Source organism: Agrobacterium fabrum str. C58 (genome assembly GCF_000092025.1).
Taxonomy (GTDB): Bacteria; Pseudomonadota; Alphaproteobacteria; order Rhizobiales; family Rhizobiaceae; genus Agrobacterium; species Agrobacterium fabrum.
Genome location: NC_003064.2, coordinates 409,151 through 431,193 on the forward strand (window position 1 = coordinate 409,151; position 22,043 = coordinate 431,193).

Genomic DNA, 22,043 nt, shown 5'->3' on the forward strand with positions numbered 1-22,043 from the left:
CCCCATGAACATCACTGCCACCAGAGCAGGAGCCTATCGCATCGGCTCGCTTCTTGCCGATTTCCAGCCGGATTTCGATTTCGCAGCACCCTTACCGCTGCCGGTCGCGGAATTCGAGGATCGTCTGAGCCGCATCCGCCGTCAGGCAGTGGAGGCCGGACATGACGCGCTAATTGTCCATACTGGCGGGGTGGGCTGGTTTCACACGTCGAACCACTATCTGCGCTACATCTGCGATTGGATGCGGGAAGGCGTGCTGATCATCCCGACGGATGTCGACAAGCCTATGGTGCTTTTGTCCTTCTTTACCCAGTCCGTACTTCTGCCGCCGGGCGGCGAACCGGTTCTGCTGGAGGACATCTGGCAGATTGGTCCGATCGGGCGGGAATATGCCGATCGTCCGGGCGACAGCGTTATCAAGACGGCAGAGAAATGCGCAGAACTGCTTGGAAACATGGGGCTATCGAAAGCGCAGATCGGCCGCATCGGTGACCGCACCTCGCTGACCTTCTGGGCAGGTCTCGATGAGTTGATGCCAAGGGTGAAATTCGTCGCGGACAACGCCATTCTCGACCGCATGCAAAAGGTCCGCTCGCCGCGCGAGATCGAGATGTTTCGGGCCGCCGCCCAATTGGTCAGCATCGCCACGCAGGCGGCCTATCACGTGGCAAAACCCGGCGTGACTGACCACGAAATCTATGCAGCCTTCACCCAGGCGCAACTCTCCTTCGGCGGCGAAACCGGTGATGGCTACCAGATCGGTATCAACGAGTTCGGCACCCATTGTGGCAAGCCTTATGGGCATGTCGTGCGACCGGGGGACCTGATCAATCTCTATGTCTCCAATGTCACCTATCGTGGCTACACCGCGCAGACCGCTCGGATGATCGCAATCGGTGAGATCACTAAGCGCCAGGAAGAGGTGCTCGCCGCCTGTACCGAAGGCGTCAAGCGGGCTGAAAAGCTGATCCGGCCTGGTGCGTTGATGCGCGATATCAACAATGCAGCCTTCGAACCGATGATCGAGCACGGCATGCTGGCCTCACCGGAAGCCCGCACCATGCCGTACAACTGGGCACCGATGGATGATGGCAGCGCGAGGCTTATCCCGCGGCAATATGTTAAGAACATCGACTGGGAGGCGCAGGGCCGCACGCTCATGCATGTCTATCCGGCGACGCACGGCCCGCATAACCCCAACCTTGGCCACTCGGTCGGCATGGCCGGCGGGCAGAACAGTTTCAACATCTCCTCCCACAATTACGACCGGATGGAAGAGGGCATGGTCTTCGTGCTGCACACCCAGTGGCTGGAACCGCTGTCGGCCGGCTGCAATGTCGGTGACATGTACGTCGTGACCAAAGGCGGGTTCGAAAACCTGTCGCGCCATACTCCGCTTGAAACCCACCGCATCGCTGCCGAGATTTGACATGACCGAGACGATCCTTTCTCACACCCATTTCGATTTCGCCAAGCTCACCGAACGCGAGCGCTACAAAATCTTGATCGGTACGGTCATCCCGCGCCCGATTGCACTTGTGACAACCGTCGACAGAGACGGTCGCCCCAATGCCGGGCCGTTCAGCTTCTTCAATGTGCTGACCCATGATCCGGCAATCGTTGCGATCGGCGTCGAGAATTACGCCGACATGCGCTTCAAGGATACTGCCCGTAATATCCGCGAAACCGGCGAATTTACCGTGCATATCTGTGACAACGCGCTCGTGGATCAGATGGAGATCTGCGCCATCAAATTCGGTCCAGGCATCAACGAGATGGAGGAGGCGGGTCTCGAAACAGTAAAGGGTGAGATGGTGTGCAGCCCACGCGTTCTCGCGGCACCCGCGGCGCTTGAGTGCCGTCGTCACACGACGTTGCAGGTAGGGCCTGCCCGCGAGATCATCCTCGGCGAAGTCGTCGGCGTCTTCATTCGCAGCGATGCGGTCAGTGCGTCCAATTTACATATCGATCAGCAGATGATGGACGCCGTCGGCCGCATGGGCGGACATACTTATGCCCGTACCCGCGATCAGTTCGACATCAAGACGTTGACGCCACAGGAATGGGAGAGCCGAAAGCTCTTTGGAACTGACGCGGCTGAGTAAAACCTACGATCACCAGCGCCTTGTTCGGTCGGTAGCTCGTATAGCTTAGAATCTGATCGTCGTCGGTTCGATTCCAATCAAGAGCTTCTTTCTACTATCCGGAAGTCCCTTTTTGCCCACAGAGTGACACGTCAACTTCCCCCCGTCACGGCGTCTGCAAAGCGACGCATAAGGCGGATGAGCTCCTTGACCTCGCCTTCGTCCCAATCCGCGAAAATCTCGCGAGCCATCTTGTCCCGAGCGTTATCAACCTTGCCGGTCATGGCCTTGCCTTGGGCTGTGATGGCTGCCTCGCGGATGCGGTGGTCGGCGGCGCTTTCCTAACGTGTGGCAAGGCCGAATTCCTCCAGCTTCGAGACCTGCCGGCTGACGGTGGTGTAGTCGCGCCCGACGCGGTCAGCGAGATCAACGATACCGGTCGGCCCCAGGCGCTCGATCATGACCGGCAGCGGAAACAACGCGCGGTCCAGCGCGATCCCCACCTCCCGGACCATATGTCCATCACGCTACGGCGGCCGGTTCATCGCACTGACGATGTCGAGCAGCGCGCCGTGCAAATCGCGTAATGACGCGGAATCGAGTGCATTTTGCACACTTTTTCTTGGCGGCATTGGTAATTTCCACGTCGGCATTGGTCTCTTGAGGGGAAGGTGCAGTTCGTTGCTGCCTGCCTCGAACCGGGAGCGATCATCTCTGAGGTTGCGCGTGATGCTGGGGTTCACGTTAGCCAGCTCTTCGTTGGCGCAAAGAGCTCTGCAGGATCGAGAAGCCGAACATCGAGACGGCAACACCTTGGTGCCGGTGATCGTTGCCGAAACCGCGCTGGCCGTCCCTGCTGTACAACCGGGACTGCCCCGACATCCCCATTCTCGTCGGAAGCGAAGCGATGTAACGATCGAACTTGGACGTGGCCGCAGTATCCGCGTTGATAGTGACATCGATACCGAAGCGCTTGCACGTATTCTCGACTGCGTGATGGGGCTCAGATGATCCCGCTCCCTGCTGGGGTGAGGGCGCTACTTACGCCGGCGAAAATCCGTTTTCGCAAAGATCCCGCAGCTCCCCCGGAGCGAGATGATCAAGCGAAAGCTCCGGCAGCAGGTCATTGTCAGCTTCCAGGTTGCGCGCGACCGACGCGGTGAAGATGCGAATACCGGCTTCATGGAGGATGGCAGGACGGTTGACGATGCGGCCAAGAAGGACCGTCGGTAAAAGACCAAAGGGCACATCCTCGAAGATGTAGCGGCTGTCGATGGAGGAAGGTCCCATCCCGCCTCGTCCCTCGCGATGCATCTGCTGGTTCATTTCCGACACAGAGGCGAGGGGTACATGAAAGGAGAGAGAAAAGTGCTCTCGGACCGTCTTCACCCCAAGGCCAAAGCTCTCCGCGATTGAGAGTCGCTCGGCGTCGAGCGCTTCGATCAACTGCCCGACTGCCGGGGTCACATGCTCACCCTGTCCCCAGCTCTCTGCCTTTTCCATCCGTGTCAGATTGAGCAATGCGATCCCGAGGTGATTTTGCGGATTGAGGTTTGAGAGCGCGATAGCGAGCAAACCGTCGCGTTCGACGAAACGATCACCGAAGAGTTCAGTGCACAGGCTATGACCCTCCTGAGCTGCAGACTTCGGCAAGGTGGCAAAGTCCACCTTCTGGCGAATGGTGTTCACAACGACGCTGTGCCCGTCCGGCTGACGGCGCGCCGTCAGAAGCGTCGTCCCCCAGGCGATGATCGGCAAATCGAGCTGTCGCTCGGCGAGCCGCTTCGACAGATAAAGCGCTCCAAAGGAGCTATGGGAACTGATGATGACAGGCAGGCCCGATCGTAGATGCGGCAGCGCTGCATCGATGGCCGCGCGATGCCCGTTGGCTGGCATGGCAATGATGACGGCATCCGCATCCGAAATGGCGGCCTCACAGCTTGCTGCGACCTCGACGGGCCCGACGAAGTCCAAAGCCCCCGTGGCGGTAAGCGGTTCGCCTTGCGACAATGGTTTGCCGCTGCGGCCGGAGGGTGACCACAGCGACGGGCTATGTCCCGCTTCGGCGAGAAAAGCCGCCACGCCGTAGGCAATCGATCCCGCACCGAGAATGGCTATCCGCATGTCATCTATCCTTTCGGTTGTAGGAGTGGGCATGACCCATCCTCTGGTCACTACCCTTCGCGCAACTCACAAACCGGTTCTGAACTTTGCCTGCCGATCGTTGCGCAAATGCATCATCTTGTCTCGCCCGCCACAGCCGCTCGCTCGGGTGCTCTGCCTGTTTAATTCGCGCGCCCCTGCCTAACCCCTTAGCAGATATGACTGCTTCGAGTAAAAGCGTCTGCTGCATTACCAAAAGCCAAGGCTAGAAGCTTAATTTTCTGCACAGTTCGAAGTCAGCGAGCCATATTTTTCATCTTCTGCCCGTCGAACGAAAAATTCTCTTTTGTCACTAGCAGACATCATGCGTTTAATGCACATTAAATTTGTCATAATGCAAAGGATGCATGATAGCGATGGAGATACGCGAGTTAGAGGCGTTTCTGGCGGTTATGTCCGCAGGCAGCATTACCGGTGCTGCGCGCCTCCTTGACCGTTCGCAATCTCAGGTGACGCGCCTCATTCAGGATCTCGAGACATCGCTTGGATTTCCGCTGTTCGATCGCAATGGCCCGCGTATCACGCCGAGTGACAAGGGGGTGGCTTTCCACGCCGAAGCGGAGCGCTTCATCAGCGGCATCGAGCATCTGCGCAACCGTGCCCAACGCATCAGTCTCAAGGAGCCTGAGCCGGTCGAGATCGCGGCGACCCCTGCTTTTGCCACCGGAATGGTGCCACTCGCGCTTGCGGAGTTACCCGAAGCCCTTCTGCCGCACACGGTTTTTTTAAGAAGCATGCCGGCCGAGGCTGCGGTCCAGGCTGTGCTGGGACGGACTGCAGATTTCTGTGTGACATCGCTTCCGGCTGAGCAACCGGGTCTCGAGGCGCATGGCTATTTCCAGGGCCGCTGTGCGGCGGTCTTGTCCGTCAACGATCCGCTGGCCGCCAAGGATGTCGTTTCTATTAGCGACCTTGCCGACCAGACGATCATTACGCTTGCAAACCCATTCCGGTTGCGTCGTCGCGTCGACAAGGCGCTGCAGGAGGCAAATGTCCGTGCACGGCGGATCATCGCCACGAGTGCGGCGATGAGTGCGGTACAGGTCGCGTCGACCGGTATGGGAATTGCGATCGTTGAACCGGCTACCGCTTACGGTCCCTTGACCGCGGGCGTGACTGTCCGACCGCTCGACGTCGACATTCCGTTTCTCTGGGGAATTTTCTCGGCAACAGCGCGCCCGCTGTCGGCCACCGCCCAGGAGCTGATCCAGCTGATTATCCGTGTCGCCTCGGCACGCATGCCCGATTTCACCGCTCACGATCCCCGCACGTCAGGACGTCTTGCGGATGTCACCTATGGGGGAACCGTCGAAGGAGACGTTCCCTAAATCATAATGTCTCTGCCTCATCGACGCCATCAAAAAACAACAAAGGAGAGTGCCATGAAAGAGTTTAATGCGACCCGCCGTTCCACCCTTAAACTGCTCGCCGCCGGCTCCGGCATCCTTGCGGCGCCCAGCCTGATGCGCTCCGCCCACGCGCAAGGCAAGGTCGTAAACATCACGACATATGACAAGTTCGTGCCGCAGTCTTTCATCGATCAGTTTCAAAAGGACACGGGGATCGAGATCCGCATCCGTCTGACAGACGACCAGGGCAAGCAATACAACATCCTGACGGCCGAAGGCGCCACACCATCGACCGATATCGTGACGGTAACCGGCCACCGGCTCTCCCAGTTCATCGGTTCCAACCTCCTCACGCCGCTTGACACCGGCCGACTGAAGAATTGGGACAAGTTGGCTGCAGCCTACAAAGGCGCGCCGCAGCTTACCATCAACGGCTCCACCTACGGCGTTCCGCTTTTGGCGGGCTTTGAAGGTCTGGCCCGCAATACGGAGTACACCAAGCCTTCCGACAGCTGGGGCACGATGTTCGACGATGAATACAAGGGTCTGACGTCCTACATCATTTCGGACTTCCTTTCGCTGACCATGCTCTATCAAGGCAATGACGGCGATTATGTCACCTACGAGGGCAAGGAAGCCGTTGCCCAGGACGCCACCAACAAGGCGCGCGACTTCCTGATCAGGCAAAAGGACAAGGTCCGCAAATACTATGATGCGGGCTCCGAGGTTCAGCAGATGTTCCTGAACGAGGACATCTACGTCGCGCAGGCCTGGTCCGGCCCGACAGCCAAGCTGATCATGGACGGCCACCCCATCGAGCTGTCGGTTCCGAAGGAAGGCACCTACGGGTTTCTCTACTCCTTCAACGTGGTGAAGAACGGTCCGAATGCGGATGCTGCCTATGCCTTCCTCGACGCTATCCTCGCCTCACCGGAAATCGGGGCTGCCATGGTTCGGCAGTCGGGCTTTGCCTCAGCCTTTGATGGCGTTGAAAAGCTGCTGAACGATCGCGAACGGGCCGCCATGGCCCTTCCACAGGACCAGATGGAGCGCATCAAGTTCTTCAGCTCGGTCAACCGGGCCATGAAGAACGCGATGATCGACAAGGCAGCTGCCGAAATCAAGGCTGCCTGAGTTACCGTTGCGATGCGACGCGAACCCGACCGGTACCGGGTTCGCAGACCCCAATAAAAAGCTTGTCCAGAGCTGGGAACGATCATGGTGAACACGACAATGACTGAACTGCGAGAGGAAAGCGCGCCAGCCCCGGCGCATTATTCCGGATGGATTGGCAAGGTGACAGGCTCAACCCTTTACCGAACCACCATAGGCCGGCTGGCGGACAGTCGGCATGCGCGCCTCGCACTCCTTGCCGGGATACCCGTGATATGGCTTTTCGTCCTGCATGTCGGGCCGATCCTGCAAATGGCCAATATCAGTTTCACGGACAACTATCCGCCTCAACCGAACGAGGCCACGCGCTATACGCTCGCCAACTATGCCCTGTTCTTCTCGGATTCGATTTACGTGCTGCCCTTCATACGCAGCCTCGTATTTGCAGCCGTCGTTACCGTGTCGACCCTGGTGATCGTTTATCCGGTTGCCTATTACGTGGCGAAGGTGCTCCAGCCGAAGCAGCGTATGCGCGCTCTGCTGCTCCTGCTCATCCCGTTCTGGGCCGGAGAACTGATCCGTACCTTCTCGGTCATCATGCTGCTGGCCAATCGGGGAGCCGTCAACGTCCTGTTGCGCGAGATCGGCGTCATCGATCGGCCTATCCCGATGCTCTACACGTCCTTCTCGCTGAGCTTCGGCGTTATCTACCTCTTGGCGCTCTACATGCTGCTCCCACTCTATTCAGCCATAGAAAAGATCCCGGTACAGCTGGTGCATGCCGCTGCGGATCTTGGCGCAAGCCCTTTCCAACGCTTCCGCCGCGTTATCCTGCCGCTGTCGAAAGACGGTATCGTGTCCGGCTGCAGCCTGGTTTACCTCACGGCCGTCGGTGTCTTCGCGGCTCCTCTGCTGCTTGGTGGCCCGAACGCCGTCATCTTTCCGGAGGTGATCGCGACGCTCTTCCACTCCTCCAACGACAAATGGCCGGAAGGCGCTGCCTTCGCCATGCTGATGCTCGCCGTATCGCTGACAACGGTTGGTCTCTTCATGCGCGTCGTTGGCGGTCGCTCTGTCCGGCTGATGTAGGAGATGACGATGCGGTCCCCCTTAAACGACCTTCCGAAAACGGCACTTGGTGCCTGTTATGCCATTTTCGTTATCTATCTGCTTTTGCCGCTGGCCCTGATGATGGCGATGAGCTTCAAGGACGCGAACTTCATCGCCTTTCCGATCAGTAACTGGACCCTGGACTGGTACGGCAAAGTGCTGCAGGACAAGCAGTTCATTGAAGCTTCGGTGTATTCGGCGGGCATTGCGCTTGCCACCACGATCGGAGCGACCGTCATCGGTGTGTGGATTGCCCTGCTGATTTCAACCGAAGGCATCCGCGGCAAGGCCATTCTCTTTGCGCTCGCCTGCCTGCCTGCCGTCGTTCCCGGCCTGATCAACGCCATCTCGATGCGGATATTCATCCGGATGGTCGATATCCCCACGGGCACCTTCGCCATCATTCTGTCCCACACCGTACACGCGGTGCCGTTTGTCGTGATCATGGTGCTGACGCGCCTGCGTTCCATGCCTGCCAATCTCGTCGATGCTGCAAGAGACCTCGGGGCGGACGCATTTGTCGCCTTCATGCGCGTCACGGTCCCCTACATCCTGCCGGCGCTGATCGGCGGCATGATCTTCTGCGTTCTGACCAGTATCGACGATTTCGTGCGCACCTTCTTCCTGGGCGGATACAAGCCGACGCTACCGATGCTCATCTTCGCCAAAGTCCAGGGTGGCATGTCACCCGAGATCAATGCGATGGCGACCATCGTTCTCATCGTCACCGCCGCCATCGGCCTTTATGCCGAGCACTTCACCCGCCGTTCGAGGAGCTGAGTTATGCAGCCGGTTGTTCATTTTAAAAACGTCAACAAGTCTTACGGCGCTTCCCTTGCTGTCGACGATCTAGACCTGGAGGTCGCGCCGGGCCAATTCGTTACCCTGCTTGGCCCCTCCGGTTGCGGCAAATCCACGACACTGAGAATGTTGGGCGGGTTCGAAACGCCGTCCTCCGGCGAGATTTACCTTGACGGGCAGCCGATCTCGCATCTGCCGCCCAACAGGCGAAACGTCAATATCGTCTTTCAGGACTATGCCCTGTTTCCGCACCTGTCAGTCCAGCGCAACATTGCTTTCGGACTTGAACTGAAGGGGCTGGATTCGGCGTCCATCCACCGCCGGGTCATGGAACTCCTCGGTCTCGTCAAGCTGCAGGATTTTGCCGGACGCATGCCTGAACAATTGTCGGGTGGTCAGCGCCAGCGCGTCGCCCTCATGCGGGCACTGGCGCCGGACCCGAATGTCTTGTTGCTCGACGAGCCGCTATCGGCACTCGACGCCAAGCTGCGTCATGAGATGCAGATCGAGTTGAAGTCGATCCAGCAGACGACCGGCAAAACCTTCATCTTCGTCACCCATGACCAGGAAGAGGCGCTGACCATGTCTGACGTCGTGGTGGTGATGAACAAGGGGCGGATCGAGCAGATGGGAGCGCCTGATGATCTCTATGCACGCCCCCGCAGCCGCTTCGTCGCCGACTTTATTGGTCAGAGCAACTTTCTCGATGGCCGTTTGGTGTCTGCCGAGAGCGGGGTCGCTACGGTCGACTGGCAGGGTAGTTTGATCCGGGCGGATCTTAACGGCCACCATCACGCCATTGGCAGCCACGTCACGATTGCGCTGCGTCCGGAGGCTCTGTTCTGTCTGCCCGAGCAGCCGAGTGATCGTTTTGCCCTCAAGGGCCAGATCGAGCGGCGCGTGTTCAAGGGCGCACATACCACGTTGACGATCCGCCTCGATAACGGCGCACTCCTGTCGGCCCAGCTCGATCCGGTGGCGCTCTCGCATCTTGATGGCGAGACGGTCTGGATGGGTTGGCGCGATCGCGACGCCGTTGTCCTGGCCGATTAATCCTCATCCCGTCGGTTCTCAGGACCCGACGGGCAACAATATATTTCAGGAGACCACCTGATGACTTTGGAACAGCAAGACCGAACGGAGCAGCAACTCGCGGCGCTCAATGCGCAGGTGAGGCAGGATCTGTGCTACCTCAACTATCCTGCAGCGAACTGGTCGAAACCGGTCTCGACCTCAGACGGTCAGCTTGTCAGCGATGTCGTGATCATCGGCGGCGGCATGTGCGGCCTCGTTGCCTGGCATGCCCTGACACGGGCAGGGATCGCCAATATACGGATTGTGGACCGCGCCGCAAAAGGTGAGGAGGGCCCCTGGGTGACTTACGCGCGCATGGAAACCCTGCGCTCGCCCAAGAACCTGCTCGGACCGGCCCTCGGCATGGCGTCGCTCACCTTCAGGGCTTGGTACACCGCCCGCTTTGGCAAAGAGGCCTGGGAAGAACTCTTCCGCATCCCGCGACCCATGTGGATGGAATATCTGAGCTGGTACCGGCAGGTGATGGAAATCCCGGTTGAAAACAATATCCACGTCACCCGCGTCATCCCGCGGCTCGATGGGCTTCTGGAGCTGGAGATCGAGGGTGGGAAGGCTGACCCGATCATCACCCGGAAACTAGTGATGGCAACAGGGCGCGATGGTCTTGGAGAACCGACGATCCCGGATTTTGTGAAGGGCATGCCGCGCCACGTCAGCTGGGCGCATTCCGCCGATATGATTGATTTTCAGCGTCTGAAGGGAAAACGCGTCGTTGTCATCGGGGTAGGGGCGTCCGCCGTGGACAATGCCGCCGAAGCGCTGGAGCAGGGGGCCGGTGAGGTGCGTCTCCTTGCCAGACGCAAGACAATGCCGACAATCAACAAGTTGATGGGCATCGGATCCTATGGCGTCACCGCCGGCTTCGCGAAAATTGACCCTGAGTGGCGCTGGCGTCTCATGGATTATTCCGTCAAGCAGCAGACACCGGCCCCGCACAACTCGACGCTGAGGGTGAGCCGACATTCCAACGCCTATTTCCATTTCGACTGCGGTATCCAATCGATGAAGGAAGAGGGCGGCGAGGTCGTCATCACGACAATCAACGGTCGCGTCTTTCGGACCGATTTCGTGATTTTGGGAACGGGATTCTCAATCGACCCCGTCAGTCGTCCCGAACTCGAAATGTTCAATGGGCAGATCGCCTGCTGGGAGGACCGCTACACACCGCCAGCAGGTGAGGAAAACCCCGGTCTTGGCCGGTTTCCCTGGCTGCAAGACGACTTCTCCTTCACCGAGAAAGAGCCGGGTGCCGCCCCTTGGCTGCAGCACATCCATTGTTTCAATTACGGTTCATCGGTCAGTCTGGGCAAAGTCAGCGGCGATATTCCGGCCATCAGCGAAGGTGCGCTCTGGCTCGCGCGAGGTATCGCCGCTTCGCTGTTCATCGCGGACATCGATCATCACTGGGAAGCGCTGAAGGCTTACGAAAAGCCTGAACTCGATGGGTCCGAATGGACCGACGCGGATGCCGACCCTTCCATGCAGAAGACAGCCTGAGGTTAAGGCGATGAGCAGAAAAACCGTTTATTATTACCATGCGCTCAGTTCGCCCTGGGCCTATCTGGGCGGGCCACAGTTTAAGGCGCTGGTCGAAAAGCACGATCTTGATGTCGTCGTCCGCCCCACCCGCATCGTCACCGAAAACGGTGGCGTTCCACTTCGTTCCAGACCCCAGCCGCGGCAGGACTACCACGCCGTCGAACTGGACCGCTGGCGCAAGCGTCTGGGCATGCCGTTGGTGCTGAAGCCCAGATATTATCCGACCAACAACGAGTTTTCCGCGCGCATGGTTATTGCGGCCGACAGGCAGGGTTTGCCTGCACTGGAACTCAGTCATGCGCTTCTGCGCGCCCTATGGGCGGAGGAGCAGGACGTGACTGATCCGGACGTTCGCATTGCCGTGGCAAACAGCCTGGGTCTTGATGGTCGTGCGCTACGTGCGCTCGAAGACACGCCCGAGATCATGGCGGCCTGGCATGACAGCCACGCCGAAGCGCAGTCGCGTGGTGTCTTTGGAACCCCCACCTGGGTTTATCGCGACACGCTCTATTGGGGGCAGGACCGCCTGACCTTTCTGGATGACGCTCTTTCCGAGGATTGAAAAAACTATGACAGCTACACCTCCAGAAGACGTGATCGACCGCGTCCTCGGCCTTGATGCCAACTCCGATCTGCTGAAACTCCGCGAGCGACGTTCGAAGCTTAAACATCTGACGCAGACCAGCTATCTTGCGGCTTTGAGGCCAGCAGAGCCACGCAACTTTTCCTACGCCTTGCGGGCAGCACTTGCCGCGCGTATGTCCGCTTTGTGGAAGGCGAAAGAACTCCATGCGCACTACATTGAGCGGCTTGCCGAGGAGGAGGGAGGCTCCGACCAAGCGTCAGTCGCTGATCCGTCATCGGTCCTTCAGCACACGGATTCCCGCCTGCAAGCCATTCTAAATCACGTTGATCTCGTGACCCTTACGCCGAAGAATGCGACCCGGGAAAACATTGAGAAACTCTACGCCGTTGGCCTCGACGACCGTGATATCGTCACGCTCGCAGGCCTTATTGCCTATGTGAATTATCAGGTGCTGGTCGTCGCCGGCCTCAAGATGATGAGGGACAATTGATATGTCACAGCCCGTCCATGAATTCACCCTCGATGCGCTTGAATGGCATCCCTACGTCAAGCCTGTCGATCTCGCGACGGCGACGCCCGAGCAATTGTCGGCCCTGAAGGTCACCCCTTCCAATACCAAGGTATCGGCCTATGTCCTGGTGCTCGCCAATGAGGCGGAGGCGCTGAACGAGCGCACGCCGCTCTTCAACGATATCATGTATAGTGACGGCGGATTATCACGCGGTGGGCGCGAGATCGGCGCGCTGGCGGCGTCCTTCGTCAATCACTGCATCTACTGCGCCGCGGTTCACGCCAACCGCTATATTCAGCTGGAGAAGCGGCCCGAGGTCGTGGACGCGATATACAAGAACGGACTGGATGCCGACCTTCCTGATTTCGAGCAGGCGCTGTTCAATTTCGGTGTCGATCTGACCGCCCATCCAGATAATGTGGGGGTCTACCAATTTTATCACTTGCGGGAAATCGGTCTGGATGATCTTGAAATTCTCGATCTCATCCATTCCATCGCCATCTTCGGCTGGGCGAACCGGCTGATGCATACGTTGGGTGAACCACATCGGAAAGAATAAGTGAAGGCAACGGCAATCACGGGGACCGAGGCAGCTGTCCGCCCGTTCGACGTCGCGCACCGCGATGTCCTTAAAATCGCGATACCGATGATGATCGCCTATCTGTCGACGCCGCTTGTGGGTCTGGTGGCGACGGGTGTCATCGCGCATATGCGAAACGAGGCGCTGGTGGGCGGTGTGGCGCTGGCCTCGGTTATCTTCGACGTCATCTTCGTGACCTTCAATTTCCTGCGCGGCGCCACGACCGGCTTTACGGCGCAGGCAATGGGCGCCGGCGACCGGGTGGGCGAACAGCGCATGTTGTTGAGCGGCCTCATCATCGCACTGGTGGCCGGTCTGTTGTTGTTGCTGCTCAAAGGTCCGATCGGCGCGCTTGGCATGAGCGTCATGGGCGCAGACGGGATTGTCGCCGAAGTCGCCTCGACCTATTTCCACTGGCGAATCTGGTCGGCCCCCTTTGTTCTCTTCAATTTTGTCGCCTTCGGCTGGCTTATTGGCCGCGGTGAGGCCATGTGGAGCATGATCCTCCAGACGCTGCTGAATGGCCTGAATGCCGCCCTCAGCGTTCACTGGGTCATAGGGCTGGGCTGGGGCGTGGAAGGTGTCGCGATCGCCACTCTGGTTGCAGAAGCTGTAACTGCTGTGGCAGGTGCGGCTTTAATTTTGGGCAAGACCGATCGCTCCGCCTGGCGGCTTCCTGATATACCGGCGATCAGACGATCCTTTGAAGTCAACGGCGACATGATGATCCGCTCGTTCGCATTGCTGATCGGCCTGTCCTTTTTTACGCGCCAGAGCGGCTTTCTCGGGATCGAGGTGCTTGCCGCCAACACTATTCTGTTGCGGTTCTATTTCTTCGGCGTCGCGTTCCTCGACGGTGTCGCTACAGCGGCAGAACAGCTTGCCGGCCGCGCCGTCGGCGCACATTATCGACCCGCCTTCGATCGCACGATCAAACTGACGACGCTCTGGGGGGGCATTTTCGCAGCGCTGGTTTCCTTGGCATTCCTGGCTGGCGGGGATTGGGTCATCGCGCTGACCGCGCCTACAGATATCGTTGCGAGACTGGCTGACAGTTATCTGATCTACGTCGTGGTTCTGCCTGTCATCGGCATCATCGCTTTTCAGATGGACGGCGTCTATATCGGTTCCACGTGGTCCCGGCAAATGCGCAACCTCATGGTGGTATCGCTGATCATCTATTTTGCCGCCTGGGCGGTCCTGCAGCCTCTCTATGGCAACGATGGCCTATGGATTTCCCTGCTATTGTTTCAGGGCGCTCGAAGCATCGCCTTTCGGCTCATGCTTCCGAGGCTTGCGGCGGCAACGTTTCGGTAAAGATGTGACGAAAGAACTGCCATGGGCGGTCAGCCGTTGGAGAAATGGCGAGCAGCTTTGATGAAGGCACTGACGGCAGCGGGTGGATTCTGCCTGCCGGGGTAATACAATGCCAATCGGATGAGAGAGGGTGTCCAGTCTTCAAGGACGCGCACGAGCCGGCCGGCCGCGATGTCATCACGAACATCCGGTTCCATAACATACCCAAGACCAATGCCCTTTTGAGTTGCTATTCTAACAAGGCTCGGTTCGTCGAGAGTTATCGAACCCTTAACGTCGATCTGGACCGTGTTTCTACCCGAAACGCAAACACTCAGGATCGGGCTGCTGTCGCCCGTCGAGTTCGAGAAGCAGCAAAAAATCTAACCCGATGGTGTCTACGCAACTCGGGGGCTATTCATGTTGCATCGTCGTTCCTGCCATCCCGTTGATGGTAACCGTCCCATTTCCTCATCTATGGATAACATCCATCCTGCCTCGCGGACGATTACTCCGTTCATCCATCCGGCGTCCTCAATGGCTCACACTGCAAATGTACGGAAAGGACCGATGGAATATGAATGGCCCCAACAGGGCGTGGGGTGCCTGACATCAACGCTCGAAGCGATGATCTCAGGTGGATTCGGCAAATGCATCTGCCTCGTTTTGAGTCGTGAAGGTGAATGTGATCAGTTCACTGTCATCGTTCTGGCGGATACCGATTGCGGTCACAATCAACCGAGCGATCTCATCCTTAGCTTCACTTCCTGACCGGTATGACCCCACCGCGTTATCGATGGCCGGGCCGAATATCTCGCTGATCACACCGAGGCGCATATTGTATTTCATGATGATATCCCGGTCCTCGATGATCGCCGCCTGTTCGGCCTTCGGAATGCCGGCATTATCCATTGCGGTTATCGTTGCATTTGTTGCGAGCTTGATCGGACCTTCTTCAAGCCACCGATCAACCATCTGATGAAACTGGCGCATTCGCGCAGCAGGGATTGTTCTCTGTACATTGATCGACATCCGAGTTCCTTTGTCAGCTTCCATGCAACTGCGGTCTTGCGCTTCGCGCCATTTGTGGTGATAGGTGATGCATTATCCTGATATTCAAAACGCGTGGAGAGTTCCAGATGGAGTTCACGCAAGATCAGTTCTTTCAGGCGGTTGCCCCCTGCAAAACTCCGAGGATCTGGATCGCTGGTATCGCCATCTGTGGCCAACGGAAGCTCTATCACCCGGCGTCGCATCGTTCAAATGCCGGACGAGATCTCATAAATGAGCACAATAGGCCGATAGCAGATGTTGCTGGTCACAGGTTCTCAACGGTTATGCCCGCTGAGCGGTTTCTTGAAGTTTTACGCTGGGCAGTTTTGAACCTTACATCCTGCGCTCGCCCCCCTTTAATGAGCTGGAGTGTTCGAAAACGGTCATGGCTTCACGCTGCTGCAAGACATGCCGGCTTTCGGCTAGTATCTCGCGATACCTCTGGATCTTGGCAGCTTTCATCCTGGATAAATCATCCTTCGAGAAATTTGCCTGCTGGACCGGAAAAGCCGCTTCGTTTTCCAGAAGGTCGAGCAAAAGATTTCGGATCACGGCGTTCTCCTCTCGAAGTTTCGCCAGCTCGATGGCCTTCCCACTCGACGCAAATCTCCGTGCGATAGCTTTGTCGATATCGTGTTCGGCAAGTAAAGTCCTGGCGGCGTAGTACCGACAAGCAAAGAATGTTGTGACAAGCGCGCATAGCGCGAAAAGAATGTAGATCATTCCGACCTCCAGGTTACCCTGAAAATCGATATTCCAAACGCGATTTTCAATACGCTAGTGAACCAGCAGGCCCAAAATGGCTTCGCCTCAATTAGGAGCGGATCGTAAAGGTGCCAGGTCGACCCCGATCGATAAGGCGACTATCAGAAGCTTCACTCTAATATAATTTGAATTCCTGTTACCTTGAAAGGTACGTTGCCTTCCTCACGGGATATGCGAAAGGCACACCATTTTCCAGGATAAAACCCTTGGTATACATGCAACTGCGCATCTCGGGAGAGCCATATGCGCCTCGATAGAAACCGACGTGGTCGTATGAGTAGTAGTCGAAACTGCATCTATCGAATGCTGCACGATAAGCGTCCTCGAGGACGGGGTCACCTGCCACTGGGACGGCACCGTAAAGATGCAATTGCGTCCGCGCTTCCGCGACTGCTGCCGTGAACGTGACGCTTAGAATCACACTTAAAGCCAGCTTGAGTTTCATGACCTGCCTCCAAAGAAATAATCGCAACGAGCAACGGAATTTTTGTCCGGTTTGTTCCCTTGGCTTGGGCCTATTTTCACGATCGCGGTGAGCCTTTGTCTCGTCACTACATGGTCGAAAGTGCATATCACTTTCTTTTACGCCAGGGCCGACCGAGGAAGTGCCATCAGCTTCGCGCCTTCATTTCGGCCGTGAGGCGGTCAATATACCAGCCCGAAGCGGACATCTCAGGGTAGGTAATCGCGGAGCGGGAGAGATTCAAAGCATTACAAGCGAATTAACAATGGGTTCGGCGCCTTGCATCCCTTCAGGAGCGTCGATTTGGACATTGCGCCGTCGTCATGCGATGCAGCTCAAGAGCACTCTTTCCAGCAGCTTTCACAATGGAGATCGATGCAAAGTCTTCTGCGGTTCTGATCCTTCGCTACGCATTTTCAGACAGAAAGATCTGAATGTCGGTGGCGATAGAAAGTCCATCCCCCGGTAAGCGGCCAAGGAGTTTCGAGATTGTCTCGACGGCAAGTCGCGCCTCCAAGAGCGGTTTTTGGTCGATGACCGCGTTGATCTTCCTGGATTTCAGAAGCATTCGTCGATCAGGAGTGAGTTCGTGCGTGATGACCACCGTATCATCAATCCGCCCAAGGCGTTGAAGGGTGCTCACGATCGGCACCGCACCGGCGGACAGGTGATATATGCCGCGCAGGGCGGGATCGTCGTGGAACGCAATCTCCACCACTCTGCCTGCTTCCTCCTGATTTTCCCCCGTCTCAAGAACCGCAGCAAGGCTGCACTCTGGATAGCGTTCGGTCAGGACGGCGCGAAAGCCTTCCTCTCTTTCCCGGTGGCCGGTGATGTCGCGCGACCCGGCGATCACGATCACCCGCCCGCCCTCCCGCAGGAAAAGTCCCATCAGGTCTCCGGCTACGCGGCCCGCTTGCCGATCGTCCGGTCCAACGTAGGCAGCGCGTCCGCAATCCGTCAGGTCAGTCGCCAGGGTCACGACAGGCATCTTGCGGGACAGCACCGCTACGGCTTCCCTGATGCGAATATCGTCAGGGCTCGTGATGACGAGACCGTCGTATGAGCGACAATCGCGGACGGCTGCGGCAATAGCCGCGGGCTTGCGGGGATCAATGTGGTGGACGAAGAACTGCACATTCAGCGCTGTGTACATTCTCCCGGCTAGATCAATGCCTTCTCTCAACGCTGCATGAAATGGATTGACCGGAGGCTGCATGAGGACCGCGACGCGCAGGGCACGAGAGGGCGTCCGGTCTAACGCCCGATCAATACCAAGCGCGCGCGCCGTAGCCAGAACGAGGTCTTCTTTATCAGCGCGCACCCCTCCGCGGTTGTTCAAAACCCTATCGACTGTGGCAGTCGAGACGCCTGCTGCTTTCGCTACATCCGTAATGCTCACCTTTCGTGCAACCATCTGCCTCTCCACCGCTCATTCTGATGGAATCCCATCAAAATCGAACTTTGTAAACCGAATATCTCAAGCTACATCTCTGCGTCGAGGAGGGTCGCCCACAAGGTGAGCGGCGCCAGGGAAGGACCAGAACATCATGAATATTACAGTCACCACGGCACCGTGTTGCTGGGGCGTCGATGACGTGCGCAATCCGAACCTGCCACCATGGGAGCTTGTGTTCGATGAGGTCAAGGCTGCCGGATACGGCGGAATGGAGCTTGGCCCCTATGGCTACGTGCCTCTGGACACCGACCTGGTTTCTTCGGCCTTAACGAGCCGAGGGCTCTATATCGTGGCCGGAACGATCTTCAATGACCTTGTAGCTTCGGAAAACCGCGACAGCCTTCTGCGACAGACCGACGAGATCTGCTCCCTGATCACCCGCCTGCCAAGGCCGCCCAAATCCGCAGGCCAGCGCTTTTCCGCGCCCTATCTGACCGTGATGGACTGGGGACACGACGAGCGCGATTATGCAGCTGGTCATTCCGACAGAGCGCCGCGGCTCGATGACGCCGCGTGGGCCGGCATGATGAACAACATACGGGCCATATCCGAGCTTGCCCGCGACAAATATGGTGTTCGTGCCACCATTCATCCGCATGCCGGTGGCTATATTGAATTCGAGGACGAGATTGCCCGTCTCGCCGCCGACATTCCACAGGAAGTCGCAGGCTTTTGCCTCGACACCGGCCATACCTGGTATGCCGGAATGGACCCTGTCGAAACTCTACGCAAGTACGCCGACCGCCTCGACTACATCCACTTCAAGGATATCGACAAGGCGGTTTTCGACCGCATCATGGGCGAACACATCCGTTTCTTCGAAGCTTGCGGGCAAGGCGTGATGTGCCCGATTGGAAACGGCTGCATCGACTATCCGGCAATCCGGGCTCTTCTCGATGAGCTTGGCTATGAAGGCTTCATCACGGTGGAGCAAGAGCGTGATCCTCGCAATGCCGGCGGTAGCCTCGCCGATGTGAAACTCAGCCGCGACTATCTCAAATCGGCTGGATTCTAACAATCCGGGACAGAAATTTATGATTTACGGAACTCGTCAAACGAAACGACCTCTTCGCTGGGCCATGGTGGGCGGCGGCCGCGGCAGCCAGATTGGCTACATTCACCGCAGTGCCGCGCTTCGTGATCGCTACTTCGATCTCGTTGCCGGCGCCTTCGATATCGATGCGGAACGTGGCCGTGCCTTCGGCGTGGAGCTGGGATTGGACGAGGCTCGATGCTACGCGGACTGGCGGACGCTTTTCGCGGAGGAAGCAAAGCGTCCAGATGGAATAGAGGCGGTATCGATCGCGACGCCCAACAACACCCATTACGAAATCACAAAGGCCGCCCTTGAAAGCGGATTGCATGTCGTGTGCGAAAAGCCGCTCTGCTTCACAGTCGCCGAAGCCGAGGATCTCAAACGTATCGCAGAGGAGCGCGGTCGTATTGTCGGCGTGACCTATGGCTATAGCGGGCATCAGGTGATTGAGCATGCACGGGAACTTGTGGCGGCAGGCGAACTGGGCGAAATCCGGCTCGTCAATCTTCAATTCGCTCATGGCTTCCACAACGAGGCTGTCGAACTCCAGAACCCAGCCACACGGTGGCGAGTAGATCCACGGTTCGCAGGACCAAGCTATGTGCTTGGCGATATCGGAACACATCCGCTCTATATTTCCGAGGTCATTCTACCTGATCTTCATATCAAGCGACTTCTTTGCGCCCGGCAAAGCTTCATCAAGACGCGCGCGCCGCTTGAGGACAACGCCATGACATTGATGGAATACGACAACGGGGCATTTGGCACGGTCTGGTCAAGTGCTATCAATGCGGGTTCCATGCACGGACAGAAGGTTCGCATCGTTGGCTCGAAGGCTTCGATCGAATGGTGGGACGAGCAGCCGAACCAGCTTCGATTTGAGATTCAAGGCGAACCAGTGCGCATCCTGGAGCGTGGCATGGGCTATCTGCATGCAAAGGCGCTTGCCGACGATCGTATTGGTGCAGGTCACCCGGAGGGTCTCTTCGAGGCGTGGGCGAACCTTTACGACCGCTTCGCCATCGCCATGGAAGCGCGCAACGAAAACGATGGCGAACGCCTTGCCAACCTTCGGTATCCGGGGGTCGAGGCAGGGGTGGAAGGCGTTCGTTGGGTAGAAAATTGCGTGCGGTCCGCCGACCTCGGCGGAGTCTGGGTTGATTATCAGTGATTGGATAACAGGGTACGATGGTCGTCTGATGGCTGGAACTGCACGTGCCAAGAACATCGGTTTGTCGATAGGCTTGTTCGACGACAACTTTCTGACCGTTCTACGCAACGGCATGATCGACTACTCCAAGGAGCTTACGCGACGTAGGCAGCCTCTGGTTGCGGGCCACACCTCCATAGGCCCGCAACCGCTAAGACCGCGCCAGAAAGCGCAACCTCAACACATATTCACCCGGAGGCAGAAATGCGTATCGCAATAGACCCGTTCATGCATCGTCACTTGAGCCTTGAGGAACTGCCGCGCAAGGTGCGCGAGCTTGGCTACGACTGGATCGAGATGAGCCCACGCGCCGATTTTCTCGAATGGTTCAAGGCGCCGCGCGTGTTCCCGCAGCGCATGAAGGAGTTCAAGAAGGCGCTGGCGGCTGAGAACGTCAAGATCGCTTCGCTTCTCCCCATGTATCGTTGGGCATCGAACGATGAGACGGAGCGCAAGGCGGCCGTGAAGCACTGGAAGCGTGCTATTGAAATTGCCGTCGAGATGGAAATCGACACTATGAACTCCGAGTTCGGCCGTGGACCGCATCCCGACAAGGGAAGCTGCTATTGCTGCCACACGGGATCGATGATCGAGGCCTGCGAGGATGCCTGGTGGCGCTCGATGGAGGAGTTGGTGCCGGTGTTTGAACGTGAAAACATCCAGCTTAATATCGAACCGCATCCTGAAGACTGGTGCGAGACACTGCAGCCGGCTCTGGATATCATCAGAACTGTGAACTCAAAGAATGTGAAGTTCCTCTATTGCGCGCCGCACACATTCTACTTCGGCGATGATACCAAGGCGATGCTGCGCGAGGCAAAGGATGTTCTCGCTCACGTGCATGTCGGCGACACGTTCAATCACAAGGCAAGCTCCGGCCTGCGCTACATCCTGAACCCACCCGGAACGCAGGCTCGTGTGCATCAGCACCTGAATATTGGCCAGGGAGAGGTTCCGTGGGACGATTTCTTCGGCACTCTGGCGGAGATCGGTTTTGACGGGACCATGACGGCCTGCGTCTTCGCTTGGGAAGACAGGGCCGATCACTCCGGCAAGTTCATGCTGTCGGAGATGAACCGCTACATCGAGAAATATTGGCCCAAATAAGCGCGGACGCGCTTCACACGCACCAGCAATATCATCGCGGATTTTGGCGCCGGCGCTAAACATGACAGATAGCGCACGCTTTAGGTGGGAATGCCTTCAGCATCCGGCGTAAGATGGCGAGCTCGAGACCGCCGAGGGCCCGGTGAGGACTGGAAGCTCGGTGGTCTTCTCTGTCAGACCAGTCACGAGCTGTGAGATAAGCTGCCGGCTCAAACCCGACAGTTATAGCAATCTTCGCCTGCTAGAGGTTTCCGATCTGGCCACCTGGTATCGTGGCGGCTTGGCGCCACAAGCGGTTATAAGCAACATTGTCAGCGGCGATTTCCCCCGTCGTCATAGCGTAGCGTAGCCGCCTCGATCTTGCTGCCGTTGGCCGCGGCCCATGAACAAAGTGCTTCAAACGGCTCCCGCAGCGAGTGGCCCAGCGGCGTGATGGCATATTCCACGCCCACAGGCTGCGTTGGCAGGACGGTCCTTGTTACAAGGCCGTTCCGCTCGAGCCTCTTCAAAGCATCGGCCAAAGCCTTGTGTGTGATCCCGTCGAGCCGGCGCTTGATCTCGTTGAAGCGCGAGGGCCTGGGACAGATCACCGTCAAGATCAGGATTGTCCATTTGTCCGCGATCTTGTCGAGCACCGGGCGAACCCGCGCCATGTCGTTAAGGGCGCACTGAGAAAGTGCTTCAAGGTCAGTATACTCATCCATATCTAGGTTACTTCAGGTG

The 22,043-nt window shown here is 57.8% G+C and carries 21 protein-coding genes and 3 pseudogenes; 17 read left to right on the plus strand and 7 right to left on the minus strand.

Features of this window, described 5'->3' with window-relative positions:
- Window positions 1-4 precede the first annotated feature (4 nt).
- Both ATU_RS25860 and ATU_RS25865 read left to right on the plus strand, forming a co-directional pair.
- Window positions 5-1,429 (plus strand): M24 family metallopeptidase, encoded by a 1,425-nt coding sequence (locus ATU_RS25860; protein ID WP_010974665.1) that lies wholly within the window; start codon window positions 5-7, stop codon window positions 1,427-1,429.
- A 1-nt stretch (window position 1,430) separates the two neighbouring features.
- Window positions 1,431-2,105: a flavin reductase family protein gene (locus ATU_RS25865; RefSeq protein ID WP_035258255.1), complete on the plus strand. Its 675-nt coding sequence runs from the start codon at window positions 1,431-1,433 to the stop codon at window positions 2,103-2,105.
- A 131-nt stretch (window positions 2,106-2,236) separates the two neighbouring features.
- Here ATU_RS25865 and ATU_RS25870 read toward each other — a convergent pair.
- Window positions 2,237-2,716, minus strand: a pseudogene (locus tag ATU_RS25870) (MarR family winged helix-turn-helix transcriptional regulator).
- Between the two features lie 97 nt (window positions 2,717-2,813).
- On the opposite strand from ATU_RS25870, the gene ATU_RS25875 reads away from it, so the two are divergent.
- Window positions 2,814-3,095 (plus strand): hypothetical protein, encoded by a 282-nt coding sequence (locus tag ATU_RS25875; protein ID WP_243823396.1) that lies wholly within the window; start codon window positions 2,814-2,816, stop codon window positions 3,093-3,095.
- A gap of 30 nt (window positions 3,096-3,125) precedes the next feature.
- Here the strand turns inward: ATU_RS25875 and ATU_RS25880 are convergent, their stop codons facing one another.
- Entirely contained in the window at window positions 3,126-4,208 is a 1,083-nt protein-coding gene (locus ATU_RS25880; protein ID WP_010974667.1) for an NAD/NADP octopine/nopaline dehydrogenase family protein, read from the minus strand.
- 386 nt (window positions 4,209-4,594) lie between these two features.
- Between ATU_RS25880 and ATU_RS25885 the strand changes: the two genes are divergently transcribed.
- The 10 genes from ATU_RS25885 (at window position 4,595) to ATU_RS25930 (ending at window position 14,248) form a co-directional block, all read left to right on the plus strand.
- The gene (locus ATU_RS25885) at window positions 4,595-5,575 is read left to right on the plus strand and encodes a LysR family transcriptional regulator (RefSeq protein WP_010974668.1); all 981 of its coding nucleotides are present in this window, start codon (window positions 4,595-4,597) and stop codon (window positions 5,573-5,575) included.
- A 54-nt stretch (window positions 5,576-5,629) separates the two neighbouring features.
- On the plus strand, window positions 5,630-6,730 hold the full coding sequence (locus ATU_RS25890; protein ID WP_010974669.1) for an extracellular solute-binding protein: 1,101 nt from the start codon (window positions 5,630-5,632) through the stop codon (window positions 6,728-6,730).
- 84 nt (window positions 6,731-6,814) lie between these two features.
- Window positions 6,815-7,798: an ABC transporter permease gene (locus ATU_RS25895; RefSeq protein WP_006315839.1), complete on the plus strand. Its 984-nt coding sequence runs from the start codon at window positions 6,815-6,817 to the stop codon at window positions 7,796-7,798.
- 9 nt (window positions 7,799-7,807) lie between these two features.
- The gene (locus ATU_RS25900; protein ID WP_006315838.1) at window positions 7,808-8,599 is read left to right on the plus strand and encodes an ABC transporter permease; all 792 of its coding nucleotides are present in this window, start codon (window positions 7,808-7,810) and stop codon (window positions 8,597-8,599) included.
- A 3-nt stretch (window positions 8,600-8,602) separates the two neighbouring features.
- The gene (locus ATU_RS25905; protein WP_010974670.1) at window positions 8,603-9,673 is read left to right on the plus strand and encodes an ABC transporter ATP-binding protein; all 1,071 of its coding nucleotides are present in this window, start codon (window positions 8,603-8,605) and stop codon (window positions 9,671-9,673) included.
- A 60-nt stretch (window positions 9,674-9,733) separates the two neighbouring features.
- Window positions 9,734-11,212, plus strand: coding sequence for an NAD(P)-binding domain-containing protein (locus tag ATU_RS25910; RefSeq protein ID WP_010974671.1), 1,479 nt, complete (start codon window positions 9,734-9,736; stop codon window positions 11,210-11,212).
- Window positions 11,213-11,222: 10 nt separating this feature from the next.
- Window positions 11,223-11,816, plus strand: coding sequence for a 2-hydroxychromene-2-carboxylate isomerase (locus ATU_RS25915; protein ID WP_010974672.1), 594 nt, complete (start codon window positions 11,223-11,225; stop codon window positions 11,814-11,816).
- Window positions 11,817-11,823: 7 nt separating this feature from the next.
- Entirely contained in the window at window positions 11,824-12,330 is a 507-nt protein-coding gene (locus tag ATU_RS25920) for a CMD domain-containing protein (protein ID WP_010974673.1), read from the plus strand.
- A gap of 1 nt (window position 12,331) precedes the next feature.
- The gene (locus ATU_RS25925) at window positions 12,332-12,910 is read left to right on the plus strand and encodes a peroxidase-related enzyme (protein ID WP_010974674.1); all 579 of its coding nucleotides are present in this window, start codon (window positions 12,332-12,334) and stop codon (window positions 12,908-12,910) included.
- Complete coding sequence (locus ATU_RS25930) at window positions 12,911-14,248, plus strand: MATE family efflux transporter (protein ID WP_010974675.1); 1,338 nt, start codon at window positions 12,911-12,913, stop codon at window positions 14,246-14,248.
- 29 nt (window positions 14,249-14,277) lie between these two features.
- On the opposite strand, the pseudogene ATU_RS25935 reads toward ATU_RS25930, so the two are convergent.
- The 4 genes and pseudogenes from ATU_RS25935 to ATU_RS25950 all read right to left on the minus strand — a co-directional run.
- Window positions 14,278-14,541 (minus strand): annotated as a pseudogene (locus ATU_RS25935) (LysR substrate-binding domain-containing protein); the annotation flags it as partial.
- A 319-nt stretch (window positions 14,542-14,860) separates the two neighbouring features.
- On the minus strand, window positions 14,861-15,259 hold the full coding sequence (locus ATU_RS25940) for a hypothetical protein (protein WP_006315830.1): 399 nt from the start codon (window positions 15,257-15,259) through the stop codon (window positions 14,861-14,863).
- Between the two features lie 354 nt (window positions 15,260-15,613).
- Window positions 15,614-16,003, minus strand: coding sequence for a hypothetical protein (locus ATU_RS25945; RefSeq protein ID WP_006315829.1), 390 nt, complete (start codon window positions 16,001-16,003; stop codon window positions 15,614-15,616).
- Between the two features lie 911 nt (window positions 16,004-16,914).
- The gene (locus tag ATU_RS25950; RefSeq protein ID WP_010974677.1) at window positions 16,915-17,925 is read right to left on the minus strand and encodes a LacI family DNA-binding transcriptional regulator; all 1,011 of its coding nucleotides are present in this window, start codon (window positions 17,923-17,925) and stop codon (window positions 16,915-16,917) included.
- 133 nt (window positions 17,926-18,058) lie between these two features.
- Between ATU_RS25950 and ATU_RS25955 the strand changes: the two genes are divergently transcribed.
- The 4 genes and pseudogenes from ATU_RS25955 (at window position 18,059) to ATU_RS25965 (ending at window position 21,320) form a co-directional block, all read left to right on the plus strand.
- Complete coding sequence (locus ATU_RS25955; RefSeq protein ID WP_006315826.1) at window positions 18,059-18,982, plus strand: TIM barrel protein; 924 nt, start codon at window positions 18,059-18,061, stop codon at window positions 18,980-18,982.
- Window positions 18,983-19,001: 19 nt separating this feature from the next.
- Entirely contained in the window at window positions 19,002-20,174 is a 1,173-nt protein-coding gene (locus ATU_RS25960; protein ID WP_010974678.1) for a Gfo/Idh/MocA family protein, read from the plus strand.
- 28 nt (window positions 20,175-20,202) lie between these two features.
- Window positions 20,203-20,310, plus strand: a pseudogene (locus ATU_RS26870) (rhizopine-binding protein); the annotation flags it as partial.
- 107 nt (window positions 20,311-20,417) lie between these two features.
- Window positions 20,418-21,320 carry a sugar phosphate isomerase/epimerase family protein gene (locus ATU_RS25965; protein WP_006315824.1) on the plus strand — a complete coding sequence of 301 codons (903 nt, stop codon included), beginning with the start codon at window positions 20,418-20,420 and terminating at the stop codon, window positions 21,318-21,320.
- Between the two features lie 311 nt (window positions 21,321-21,631).
- On the opposite strand, the gene ATU_RS25970 is transcribed toward ATU_RS25965, so the two are convergent.
- A complete protein-coding gene (locus ATU_RS25970) occupies window positions 21,632-22,024 on the minus strand; it encodes a winged helix-turn-helix transcriptional regulator (protein WP_006315823.1) in 393 nt (130 codons plus the stop codon).
- Between the last annotated feature and the right edge of the window lie 19 nt (window positions 22,025-22,043).